General features: G+C 46.4%; 10 protein-coding genes and 1 rRNA gene. 7 read left to right on the top strand and 4 right to left on the bottom strand.

Annotation, left to right across the window (positions count from 1 at the left end; translation table 11 throughout):
• The first annotated feature begins 6 nt into the window (after window positions 1-6).
• Window positions 7-122: ribosomal RNA gene (gene rrf, locus ACO6VE_RS22650) — 5S ribosomal RNA — on the top strand.
• A gap of 155 nt (window positions 123-277) precedes the next feature.
• Here the strand turns inward: rrf and ACO6VE_RS22655 are convergent.
• Window positions 278-2896 carry a hypothetical protein gene (locus tag ACO6VE_RS22655; protein ID WP_422463594.1) on the bottom strand — a complete coding sequence of 873 codons (2619 nt, stop codon included), beginning with the start codon at window positions 2894-2896 and terminating at the stop codon, window positions 278-280.
• Between the two features lie 228 nt (window positions 2897-3124).
• On the opposite strand from ACO6VE_RS22655, the gene putP reads away from it, so the two are divergent.
• On the top strand, window positions 3125-4645 hold the full coding sequence (putP, locus tag ACO6VE_RS22660) for a sodium/proline symporter PutP (protein WP_422445920.1): 1521 nt from the start codon (window positions 3125-3127) through the stop codon (window positions 4643-4645).
• Here putP and ACO6VE_RS22665 read toward each other — a convergent pair whose 3' ends face one another.
• Window positions 4646-5194, bottom strand: coding sequence for a hypothetical protein (locus tag ACO6VE_RS22665; protein WP_209203948.1), 549 nt, complete (start codon window positions 5192-5194; stop codon window positions 4646-4648).
• Between the two features lie 150 nt (window positions 5195-5344).
• On the opposite strand from ACO6VE_RS22665, the gene ACO6VE_RS22670 reads away from it, so the two are divergent.
• On the top strand, window positions 5345-5569 hold the full coding sequence (locus tag ACO6VE_RS22670) for a hypothetical protein (protein WP_101749297.1): 225 nt from the start codon (window positions 5345-5347) through the stop codon (window positions 5567-5569).
• Between the two features lie 53 nt (window positions 5570-5622).
• Here ACO6VE_RS22670 and ACO6VE_RS22675 read toward each other — a convergent pair whose 3' ends face one another.
• Complete coding sequence (locus ACO6VE_RS22675; protein WP_422445917.1) at window positions 5623-5967, bottom strand: hypothetical protein; 345 nt, start codon at window positions 5965-5967, stop codon at window positions 5623-5625.
• A 255-nt stretch (window positions 5968-6222) separates the two neighbouring features.
• On the opposite strand from ACO6VE_RS22675, the gene ACO6VE_RS22680 reads away from it, so the two are divergent.
• From ACO6VE_RS22680 to ACO6VE_RS22695, 4 genes are all read left to right on the top strand, one after another.
• Window positions 6223-7662: an isochorismate synthase gene (locus ACO6VE_RS22680; RefSeq protein WP_422463596.1), complete on the top strand. Its 1440-nt coding sequence runs from the start codon at window positions 6223-6225 to the stop codon at window positions 7660-7662.
• A 140-nt stretch (window positions 7663-7802) separates the two neighbouring features.
• On the top strand, window positions 7803-8255 hold the full coding sequence (gene tnpA, locus ACO6VE_RS22685; protein WP_422463598.1) for an IS200/IS605 family transposase: 453 nt from the start codon (window positions 7803-7805) through the stop codon (window positions 8253-8255).
• A gap of 226 nt (window positions 8256-8481) precedes the next feature.
• The gene (locus ACO6VE_RS22690; RefSeq protein WP_422463600.1) at window positions 8482-10410 is read left to right on the top strand and encodes a hypothetical protein; all 1929 of its coding nucleotides are present in this window, start codon (window positions 8482-8484) and stop codon (window positions 10408-10410) included.
• Window positions 10411-10886: 476 nt separating this feature from the next.
• Window positions 10887-11369, top strand: coding sequence for a hypothetical protein (locus ACO6VE_RS22695; RefSeq protein ID WP_422463601.1), 483 nt, complete (start codon window positions 10887-10889; stop codon window positions 11367-11369).
• 361 nt (window positions 11370-11730) lie between these two features.
• Here ACO6VE_RS22695 and ACO6VE_RS22700 read toward each other — a convergent pair.
• Window positions 11731-12318: hypothetical protein (locus ACO6VE_RS22700; RefSeq protein WP_422463603.1), on the bottom strand; the 588-nt coding region annotated here is incomplete at its 5' end.

Raw genomic sequence — 12318 nt, forward strand, 5'->3', positions numbered from 1 at the left:
AATTAGCCTGGCGACCATAGAAGGTTAGAACCACCTGATCCCATCCCGAACTCAGCAGTGAAATGACCGATCGCCGATGGTAGTGTGGGGTTTCCCCATGTGAGAGTAGGTCATCGCCAGGCACCCAACAGAAAAGCCCGGTTGAGTAATCAACGGGGCTTCTTTTCTATATGCTTAAAATCCTCTTTTTGTTAACGCTGTTTTTGATTGCCTCTCGATAACTGTGCCCGGGTAATGCAGTCTTGTGTAAGATGTTCTTGCGCCAAACTTTGTGGTCTTAGTTCCAGTCGTCATCAGTATCAGCATTAGCATTAGCATCACCATCAGGATTCATTTTTTTTTTAAATTCCTCTATGATTGTGTTAAAGGAATCTGGTGCCTTGGCCTCGCTTTTTTTAGAGTTTGCAGCGGAGCGATCGCTTTTTTTGGCTTCAGGCACTTTTCTTAATTTTTGTAAGTTTTGTTCATTGCGAATTTCGTTTAAAAGTGCAACTCTTCCAGAATCTTGACCTTTAACTCCACTACTGGCTTGCGTGGTTTGACTTCCGGCTGATGGTGCTGGCTGTCGCGGAGGAGGAGGTGGTTTATGTCCACCATCTGTTTGGTCTTTAGCTCCACCACTTTTTATGCTTTTGCCAGAAGGTAGTGGTGGTGGCGGTGGTGGTAATGGTTTACTACCATCAGTTTGCCCTTTAGCACCACCGAATTTTGTGGTCTTGCCAGAAGGTACTGGCGGCGGCGGTGGTGGTGTCGGTACTGATTTACTACCATCGGTTTGGCCTTTAGCTCCACCACTTGTTTTGTTTTCAGAAGATGGTGGTTTTGGTGCTGGCCAGGTTGGGCGATTTGATGTTGGTAGTTTTGGTAGTTTTGGTAGTTTTGGTAGTTTTGGGCGTTTTGGTGGTGTTTGTTCTTCGGGTCGTGGGGGTACTATTGGTGGTAGTTTATTTCCATTGGGTTGTATTTCAGCGTCACTGTTCTCTGTAGTGTTGCTGTTACTGGGTATCGGTGGTAATACTTTTTTGGCTTGTAAGGTCTGTGGCTTTTCAGTAGCTGATTCTTGATGCAGGCCTGAGGTAATGTTTGCGTCAATACTGTCTTGAGGTACTTCAGCATCACTTACTGCTGGAGCTTTGTTACTTGAGTCAGCAGAACTGCTACTCAAAGAGTGATTATTGCTTTCATCCATTTCAGCGTCGGGCTTGGCATCAACACCGATGTGGTCAGTTTTATTGGTTACTGGCTTTGCATGCAACATTCTCAGTTGTTTTGCTGTGTCAAGCTGTTGCGAAGTAACAGTGCCTTGCACTATTTTGGCTTGTCGACGATACCTCTTGGCATTTTTTGTCTCATCCTTCGTGTCTTTTTGATATGCATTTCTGGCCAGCTCACAGGCGGTATGCGCAACAACCAATTGATCATAGGCTTCTTTCTGATCAGAGTTTTCTATTACTGATCCTTGAACATGATTTTTGAGTGTTTTTATTTCCTTTTCAGGCAACCAGCCCTGTTCCTCAGACACAAGTTTTTTAAAGTGACTATCAATGCAAGCATGATTGAAGGATTGTAAAGCCAAATTAGAATTGGTATTTGTTGGATCCAGGCTTTGTAGGCTTTCCCATGGTTTGGTTAATTCTACTCCTCTATAAGCAGTCAGGAATGCTTCAGGATGTGTGATGGCTTCTGGTGTCAGATTCTGTTGGTCTTTAAAATATATTTCGACACTGGAATCAAATTGTTTCAGTCTGGAATTCAATGTTTCATACAGGCTTTTATATTCTTTTTGTAGACTTTTAAATTCATTAAATTTATTAACTTCTCTTTCTTCAATTTTTTGGATTGTAGCTTTTGTTGGTTTTCTTTTGCCTTCTAATAAATTTTCATTAACTGCCGTTGCTTTCGCCTCATTTTTTATGATTTGAGAGGCAGTTGTTAGTTTTTGATTAAGTCTTGTAATTATTTTGGGTATTATTTCACGTTGTTCTTCTAAATCTTTTATTTGTATATCTGTGCTTTTTTTGACTTTATTAACATACTTGTTATATTTTGTATCAGCTTCTTCCAAGAATGGATATATTATTGAATTTCTTACTTCTATAATTTGATCTGATAAATATTTATTCTCTTTCAGATTATTTCTTGTTTTGCACCAAGTCGCTACTTTTTCAACATCTTCGGAAAACATGTCGATCATAGTATCTCTTAGTGCTTTTCTATGCTCTTTGCATAAGTCATAACCAATCGTTTTGGCAGCCTTGTACAGACCTTTTACCACTTCACACTTTTGCTTGGTCAATTCAAGGGTTGGAGTATCTTCTTTACAAGGATCAATGCTTCTGAGGTGATTTGGCATTTTCTCAACAAGTATTGCCATTTGAGCATTAATTTTTTTAATTAGAGGGTCTGTTATTTTGGGTGGCAGGCGATGGTGATCGCCGAGTCTCTTTACTTCCTCGTATAATTGAAGGAGCTTTTCTCCCGAGTTGCAGGATTTGATTTCGTAAGAGAGATATCTCTTAACATCTGATTGAACAAGCTTCTGGAATTTTTTCTGGCTGATAAATTCGCAGTCATTTGGAATTTCGTTAGGAAGCATCAAAATACTATCAATATGATCCGATGTATTTTGAACTTCTTGTGTTAAAAGTTTGACCCGTCTGCTGGTCATGGATTCTTGGAACTTATGCATTTTTTGACTGCGAGCATATTTTTCTGGATTAATTCGCTCTATTTTAAGGTAATTCTCAATCTTTCGTCCCCACTTGGAAACCAGCTTCCCATGACTATCCAATATTTTACTGTCCTTGCCTGATTCAATTCCAACGTACCTTGCTGGTTTTTGGTCAGGTAATTTTATCTGGTTATAGGAGGGGGGTGATATGCGTTGACTGTCCATGTCTGTATCCACAAATTACAAGTTCATTTTTGAATAATAGCGCACCTTAACTGGATCAATATAAGGGCAGCTTTAAATCAAAATAATTTATTATCGAAAGGCTAAGAGTCATATTTTTGGCAGACTTTATTTGATAAATAACTAATTAAATCAGCAGGTATTTCAATTGAATTGAACAAATAAATGTGGGCTAACGTTGAAGATATATATACCAAGAGTTTAGCCATCATGGAAAACCAAATACAAATAACCATAACCTTTCTGATCTATTTTATTGCCATGCTGGGGGTTGGTTATATTGCCTGGCAGAGAACCCAGAACTCCTCTGACTATTTTCTTGGCGGACGCTCACTGGGGCCGTGGTCGGCGGCATTAAGCGCCGGTGCTTCTGATATGAGTGGGTGGCTATTATTGGGCCTGCCAGGGTATGCGTTTGCGGCTGGTTTTGAGGCGATCTGGCTGGGGCTGGGGCTATTGGGAGGAACCTGGTTGAACTGGCTTCTGGTGGCCCGTCGTTTAAGAATATACAGTGCGGTTGCGAATGACTCTTTGACGCTTCCCGAATTTTTTTCCAACCGTTTCTCCGATCTGAAGTATATTCTGCAACCGGTCAGTGCGGGTTTTATCCTGATTTTTTTTCTTTTTTACACCAGTTCAGGATTGGTAGCCGGTGGCAAACTCTTTGAATCTGTTTTTGGCTTCGACTACCAGCTGGCAGTGATTCTTGGCATGTTGAGTGTGGTCTCTTACACCCTGTTTGGTGGTTTCCTGGCGGTCTGCTGGACCGACCTGGTGCAAGGCCTGCTGATGTCGGCAGCACTGCTGATCGTTCCGGTGACCGTGCTGGAAGTCACCGGAGGTGCCGGGCAGGTGATGGCCGACATTAACCAACTGAACCCCCATCTGACCAGCATGTTCACTGATGTTCGGGGGGAAGCGCTTTCTGTGATTACGGTTTTGTCATTATTGAGCTGGGGGCTGGGGTACTTTGGCCAGCCACACATTATGGCGCGTTTTAAAGCGGTGCAGTCCAGTCATCAGCTAACCTTGGCACGGCGTATTGCGGTTTCATGGACTGGAATCTGTATGCTGGGTGCTTTGCTGGTTGGTTTAACCGGAATCATATATACCCAGCGGCAGGGATTGGTATTAGACGACCCGGAAGCTATTTTTATGCTGATGGTGAATACCCTCTTTCACCCGGTCATAGCCGGTATTCTCCTGGCCGCGATTCTGGCCGCTATTATGAGTACCGCAGATTCTCAGTTGCTGGTTTGTTCTACTGCGGTAGCAGAGGATTTTTATCGCAATATGCTGCGTCCCAATGCTACTCAGGCTGAGATGCTGTTGGTTGGCCGTATTGCCGTTGTCGCTATTGCGGTGCTGGCCACGGTGCTGGCACTCAACCCGGACAGTTCGGTGCTGGAGATGGTGTCTTATGCCTGGGCAGGGTTCGGTGCCGCCTTTGGTCCTGCGCTGCTGTTTTCCCTTTACTGGAAGCGGATGAATGGGTTGGGAGCCCTTGCCGGTATTGTTGTGGGAGGCGTAACTGTGGTGGTATGGCGTTCGCTCAGTGGGGGAATTTTTGAAGTTTACGAGATTATTCCCGGTTTTATCGCGGCGTCAGTGGCAATAGTGGTGTTCAGCCTGTTGGGAAAAGCACCTTCTGATGCGGAGTCCGAAACCTTTCAGGAGGTGCAGGCGCTTGTGAAATCACCATCCCCTGACAATAGACAAGCTGGTTGTTGATTAATTATGGCGCGGATAACGCCAGAAGTTAGGGCTGAAAGGCAGTGTCAGGGTGGTATCCACACCGGCAAGAGAAGCTTCCGGATGATATTTGCTCAGATGGTAGCGCACCCGCTGCTCCTGTTGTCTGGAAACATCCACCATAATCAGATGTTTGCCTTTTACCAGATCATCGTGGAATCGGGCCGTTTTGTAATTCTCGCGGGTGATCCCTGCCAATCCACCACTCCAGGCACCAAACATGGTAAAGACACCAGCGACCACCAGAAGGGCGGGTAGCGGGATCTCTATCCCGATTGGGTTCCACCACTCAATCACTGTGGCCGCCAGCAGGCCGACAACACCGCCAATGAGGGCTCCCAGTTCTCCGGAGTGAATGACATCGTTTTCCTGCAGCATATTGGCACTGTGAACCTGCTTGTGATACAGGCCAGCTTCGTTTCGGCTTAAAACATGGAGATGCCAGTTGGTGATGCCATCCCGGTGCAGGTCTTCAGTAATTTTGGTGACGCTGTCCAGAGAGCCGGTCAGGTAGTAAAGACGTTTCATGGTAAACTCCTGCTTTACTGCGCGCAGAATCTAAGAATAGAGTATAGATTATCCGGGAGGCTGCCTGAGAAGAGATCACCTCGCTGCTATTCTTGCCGGGGTGTTATTCCAGGCCTGCCAGAGGCCCACGTTGTTTTAGGTGAGTTGACGATGAAGCAAATAAAAGTTGCAGTCAGAAAGAAAGGATCCCGAAGCGCTCAGGAATTCAGTGAAGCAGATAATGAGCTGAAGCAGACTCTGGAGCGACTGGCAAAAAAGGGACTGAACCCTATGCAGATGTGCCAGAAGCTGATTGAACACGAGGTGAAGCATCCCGGCGGCGGGGACTGGACCTACGACCGGGTCGTTGAAGAGTGTGAGCGGTTGAAAGTGTGATGCCCCGGCAGCGGGTTGGCGAGGTTGCCTGAGCGCAACCTTACCATTTGCCGTTATTTTTTTGTGTCCTTCAGCAGGTTCTGGAAGCGGCGCAGCTTCTCTTCCTGAGTCAGCTGAGGGACTGTTTCCGACGGCTCCTGAATAAGCGGGCTGTAATCCAGCGTTGAAGCGTCCGCTGCTGTTTCCTGAGGTGTTGCGCGTTCCTGAAGCCAGGCATCCATCACATCAAGGGCCTCCAGCAACCCCTGATGTTCATCCGATACAGTCAGGTCCTCAGCATCCGCCAACTGATTTATTTTTTTTACCAGGTTACTGCGAATCTGGAGAATTCGTTCCTCCGAGATCTGCTCCCTGTTCTGTTCCAGCCATTGTCTGGCTGACTCTCCATTGGTGGCCATGGTGAATAGTTACCCGTGCTGATGAAACTGATCAAGGGTTCAGTTCTGCTGAAAGGCATGAATTTCAGCGTTGAAAAAAATGCAATGATAGAAAGTTACGTTGAAAAATTCATCTACTATTACCAACAGTCGGTTATACCCTTAGGGATGCTATGGCTTTTCTCGGTAAATACGATCCAGATACCGGTGGCCAATCTACGTACAATTTCGTTATCTTACGATGTCTTTTTTTAACGATCTTATTGGCAGGATGTCTTGACCAGTGTAATTCAGACTCAGTTGGCATTGATGGTGCAACAGTTGGAAAAGCTGTTATCTCAACCTGTGCCTGAAAAGCGGCTGGTCAGAATTGAGCTCCCTTTCCCGGCCATTCACCTACAGGGCTTTCTGGCGGCACAGGATGGCTGTGAAAAAGCATTCTGGAGAGACCGGGAAGGCGATCATGCTATCGCGGCGCTCGGTTACAGCTGGTCAGAAACATTATCCTGCCGACAGGACCTGGCTTGTGCATTTGCCAGTGCTCACAAAATCCTGAGCCATTTGCCGGCGCATAGGAGCAGTCACTGCCTCTGCTACCTCTCTTTTGCGGATGATGAAGCGTCAATCTGGCCTGCTTTTGGTTATGGCAGGGTCATCCTGCCACTGCTGGAACTGGTTCAGACTCGCAAGGGAACGGTGTTGGGTGTGAACCTCAGGTCTGACAATACTTTGGAATACCATGGCAGTATTCGCAAGGCTCTGGAGATTATCGCAGCACTCAACTACTGCCAGCAGTTACCCGAGGCTGACTTTACGTTTCAGCTCGCAGGTTACCAGCCTGATGCCAATGTCTGGAACCAACTGGTGGACAAGGCCCGGCAGGCGTTTGCATCGGGTGTGCTGGATAAGGTGGTGCTATCCCGGGAAACGTGTCTGAAACTTGAGGGGCATCTCTCCCCATTCTCATTGCTTTACGCATGGCAGCAGGCGAATCCGCATTCCTATCAGTTCCTGTTTCAGGGGCAGGGGCAAACGTTTTTTGGCTGCTCTCCGGAGCGACTGGTGAAGCGACTGGAAAATATTATTTCTACCGAGGCCCTGGCAGGTACCATTGTCCGCGGTCAGAACCTGCTTGAAGATGCTCAGCTGGAAAGCCTGCTGATGAGCGATGGTAAAAATATCCATGAAAACCGTCTGGTTCTGGATGATATCTGCCATAGGCTGCAACCCTTCTGCCAGTCCCTGGAAGCGGATCGCAGCCACTCGATTGTTAAATTGCGCCATATTCAACATTTGCGTTACCAGATTCGTGGTGTACTGAACCACGACGTGAGTGATCAACAGTTACTGGACGTACTTCATCCGACCCCCGCAGTGGGGGGCGCTCCAAGAGGGGATGCATTCTCCTTTATTGCCGCCAACGAACCCTATGCTCGTGGCTTGTATGCCGGTGTGTGTGGGATTGTTGGTGTTCAAAAGAGTGATTTCAGTGTGGCAATTCGCAGCGCCCGTCTGGCTGATAATGCCCTGATGCTTTACTCCGGTGCGGGTATTGTGAAGGACTCGGTGGCCGAAGAAGAGTGGTCCGAGCTGGGCAATAAAATTGCCACGGTACTGGATATTCTTGATCGTCAACAGACCGGTGATATCGCTGTATTGTCGGGTCAGGCAGGGCAGCGTGTTGACAGTAACCATGATTCTTATGGTAGACATTAAGCGCCTACTCCCTAATACAAGAATCAATATAATTAATCATTAGGTAAACCCCCGGCTATGCCGGGGTGACTCGCATAGGTTTTACCGACGCTTCGGTAGCTAACCTCGAAGATTCCACCACGAATCAAGAGGTTTAACTTATGCCAGACTACAAAAGTCTGACTCATACTCGCTGGGATTGTAAATATCATATCGTGTTCATTCCCAAGAAAAGGCAAAAAGTCATCTACGGAAGTTTGAGGAAGTTTCTCGGCTCAATTTTTCATGAGCTTGCCAGGAGAAAAGGCTGTGAAATTGTTGAGGGACACCTGATGAGAGATCATGTCCATATCTGCATAAGCATTCCACCAAAATACTCTGTTTCCAATGTAGTTGGGTATTTAAAAGGTAAATGCGGGATTGCTATAGCAAGGCATTTTAAAGGGCGACAAAGGAATTTTAACGGAGAGAATTTCTGGGCAAGAGGGTACTTTGTGAGTACGGTCGGCTTGGATGAAGAAGTTGTCAGGGAATATATCCGAAATCAAGAAAAGAACGACGAAAACCGGGATCAACTGAAACTGGGTTTTGACTCGCGCCCATGGGCGCAATAATAGCCCTTTGAGGGCGTCCCCTAATAAGCTTCCGGCTATGCCGGAAGTCATTTAACTATTTATAATTGATTGATCTTTAAATGATATTTATGAAGTATTGTTGCAGCAGGGTTTGAGCTTGCCTTTGCCAGCTTTGAGAAGGTCAAACCCTGACTGTCATATCAACACGGAAAGGTAGTTTCACTTTTCTGCCCTCCCCGAACGAGAACCGCGCCTCATCGTTGTATTGCTTAAGGTCAAAGTTCTCTGGTCGTTGGCGGGTGCCGAGGGACGCAGCACACTGCCTAATGTGGTGGTGGATGCCGCCAAGGTTCAAGATTCAGGCTTGTTAAAAGACACCATTATTCTTGATATTCCTGACGAGACCGGCAATTTTGAAACCGTACTGGTGCGCCGTGCCACACAGAAAATTAAAGAGTCCAGCGATGCCTGGGAAGAATACGCCCGCCAGCAAAAAGATACTCATATCGTCAAACCGCTGTTGGTGCTGCAAGTACCTAACACACCCTCCCCAAAAGATATTGGCGAATGGTTGGATACCATTTTCAACCACTGGCCAGGGTTAACCGATGAGGCCATTCGCCATGTGCTCGGGGATCACAGTGCCCAGAACTTTGGCCGGTATCTGGTACACCATATTTCACCGGAACGGGTGCAAGAATCTCAAGAGGTTCGGGTGCTTATCGCCAAAGATGCCATCAGTACCGGTTGGGACTGCCCCAGGGCAGAAGTAATGGTCTCTTTCCGCCCGGCTAAGGATCACACGCATATTACCCAGTTATTAGGGCGAATGGTGCGAACCCCCCTGGCACGAAGAATTCCCGGCCATGACCGACTCAATTCTGTCGACTGCCTGCTGCCACTGTTTGATAAGAAAACCGTGGAGAATGTGGCTGAAGCCCTAATGAGTGGGGTAGATGTTCGAGATGGTGGTGGGTTGGACGGTCGTCGGGTACTGATTAATCCCGTGGAGATGACACCAAACACGGATATTCCTGAGTCGGTATGGGAAAAGTTTCTTTCGCTGCCTTCACAATCTTTGCCCAAACGGGTTGCCAAGCCGGTGAATCGCCTGACTGCATTGGCGCAGGAATTATCAACGGATAACCTTTTACCGGATGCCGGTAAAACCGCCCACGCTGAAATGCATAAGGTTTTGGATGCAGCCCAGGCTCGTTATTCGGATGAAATTAAAACCGCCCGAAAAAATGTGATGACCGTTGAAGGGCAAAGCCTAACCGCAAACTTGCACAGCAAGAAGAAGTCATTCGACCAGTTCTGGGAAGATGCGGATATGCCGGTGATTAACGACGCTTTTCGTCGAGCATCCCGCCTGATCAATGGGGATGTGTCCATCAGTTATGCCCGCTACCTGGCCAACAAATCCGTAGGCAGCCATCACGATCTTGAAGAGGCGATTATTGAAGCACGAGTGGCTATTGCTGCGCTTGGGCTGGTTCCGGAAGTGAAAGCGTATGTGGATGAGGAAGCCAACAAGCTGGCGCAAAAATGGTTTAACGATTACCGGATTGCCATTAAAGATTTGAACGATGACCGGCAGGAAGAGTATCGCCAGATCAAGGAGATGAGTGCCGAACCGGAAGATATTGACCTGAGCAAACCAAAGTCCTGGATGGAAGCCACATCGGTACGGGAAACCGATGGCAGGGAAATTCCCCTGCCCACTTATCAGCACCATTTATTATGCGACAGTGAAAAACAGTTTCCAGCGTACTTGAACGAATGGGAAAAAGACGTGCTAAGCCGTGAAATGGAGCGCGCGGATTTCCAAGCTTGGTATCGTAACCCGTCCCGTACCAGCCAGGATTCTTTGGGCGTGGCGTATCAGGATGGTAAAGCCTTTAAGATCGTTCGTCCTGATTTTATTTTCTTTTCCAAGAAGACAGACGGGAGCATTGTTGCTGATATTGTAGACCCTCATGGAATACATCTCAGTGACGCCCTACCCAAGTTAAAAGGACTGGCACAGTACGCTGAGACCCATGCAATGCATTATCGCCGTATTGAGGCCATTGCCAAGGTAGGAGAAAAACTCCGGCTTCTGGATTTGATGGATAAGAAGGTCAGAGAGGCTGTGGCGCTTGCTTCGGATGCTAAATCGCTTTATGAAGGAATGCATGGTATAGATTATTAAACGACATGAACAGCTCTCCGAAAAAGGGGAGCTGTATCTACTCTTCAGCCCGACCAAGAAAACAAGTGCTGATATCTGAAATAAAAAATACAAAGGAAAATAGAGCATGGCCAACTGTATGATTTGTGGTGATTCCGCTGATAAACCCTATCTACTGACATTTCTTTACCCTGATGAGGGAACTCCTCCCCTTGCTCGAGAATACAGAGCAGCACTATGTCAAGATCAAGAATGTAAGGAGGCAGCACAAAGCAGTGACCACAATCTTCGAGCCCAAACAAGAGCCAGAAAAAAAGGAATTTCTGAGGAGCAGGCCAGAGGGGAATTAAGTAAGCAGTATGTGAACATGCGACTCGAAGCAAGGCCATCTCAAGATCATGAACCATCAGGCCCTGTCTTATAAGTCCTTAGATTATTCTCACTTTCCTGCTATGTGGGAGAGAGAATCACCAATTCCAGACAGGTCAAGGAAGAAAATGCTAAACCAGCTCGAACAATGGATCGAAACGACCCTGACAGAAAGTGCTCCTCAACGCACCCCCTGCACTACGCTATTGCCCTATTTCTCTGGCTTTTACAGCCCGGAGTTACTACAAGAAAGTTACTTTGTCATTGTGGAAAACCTGCCAATACCCGATTTCCCAGAACTGAGAGATCAAGGTCTGGGAGGCTTTCTTGATATGGACATACAGGGCATAACCTACAAAAATACCTACTTTATAAAAAAAGGGTTTGAACAGAAATTGCGGCTCCACTTTCACGAACTGGTGCATGTGTTGCAGTGGCGTTATTTTGGCTCTCGAGAGTTTATTAATCGCTATATTGATGAAATTCAGCAGTTTGGTTATGACAATGCCCCACTTGAGCGCATGGCATACTCACTTGAAGACAAATTCACAACTTCAAACCGACCTTTTGATGTCGAAAAGTATGTATCCATAGCAATACCATTAGTTTAAGAATGGTCAGGGTCATATATAAAAATAAACAGCTAAATCTAATTAAAGTGATCTATTTTTGAACTCTTTTAAAATTAAATTGTGTGAATTAAGAAAAGGATTACCAAATATAAAACACGGAGTAGTTTATGTTATTTTCCTCACTTTTTCTTTGATTTTGGTTACAGGTCAGGTGTCAATCCCTGGCGGTTGAGTGACCAGTGGTGATTTCCCTCTAATAACTAGCCTGTGTAGTACTAGCATTGCTTTTATATTAAATCTCACTTTCCGGGAAATTTTTGCCGAAAAATATTTGAGCTTTGTTATTTGCTGCCATCTGCGGCTGATTAGCCGCTGAGGACTGGACACTTGATTTATGCCATCATACGTTCAGTTGCACCTCCGACCCCTTAACTCTCCCAGAATCAGTGCTGTAGGTAGCTACTGGTTGATTTTGAGGCTGCCTGAAATACAACGGATGTCTAAGTGCGTTCGATAATAAAGGTCTTGTTGATGAGTCCGGATTTTCCCGTCTTAGGGTCTTGTAGCTCTGATAAGTGCAGACTCCATAGGTGATGATGCCTACACCCACCAAAACTGCGGGTAAAACAAACCAACCATAAGCTGAGGATTCGGCTGGGGCTTCAAGTTCAGTATCGGTAGAATTGGTTACAGGGCTGGTTACAGGGTTGGTTACAGGGCTGGTTACAGGGTTGGTTACAGGGTTGGTTACAGGGCTGGTTACAGGGTTGGTTACCCGACTGGTTACAGGACTGGTTACAGGGCTGGTTACAGGACTGGTTACCGGGCTGCATAATTCCGCCCCCTCATCCGAGCCATCACCGCAATCATTATCCCCATTGCACAGATAATTTTCGTGAATACATTTGTTGTTGTCGCAGAGGAAGTCACGCTTTAACTCTTTACATTTGTCCTGTGTGCATAATTCCGCCCCCTCATCCGAGCCATC

Origin of the sequence: Endozoicomonas sp. ALB115 (genome assembly GCF_049310245.1) — a bacterium.
In the GTDB taxonomy this organism is placed as follows: Bacteria; Pseudomonadota; Gammaproteobacteria; order Pseudomonadales; family Endozoicomonadaceae; genus Endozoicomonas.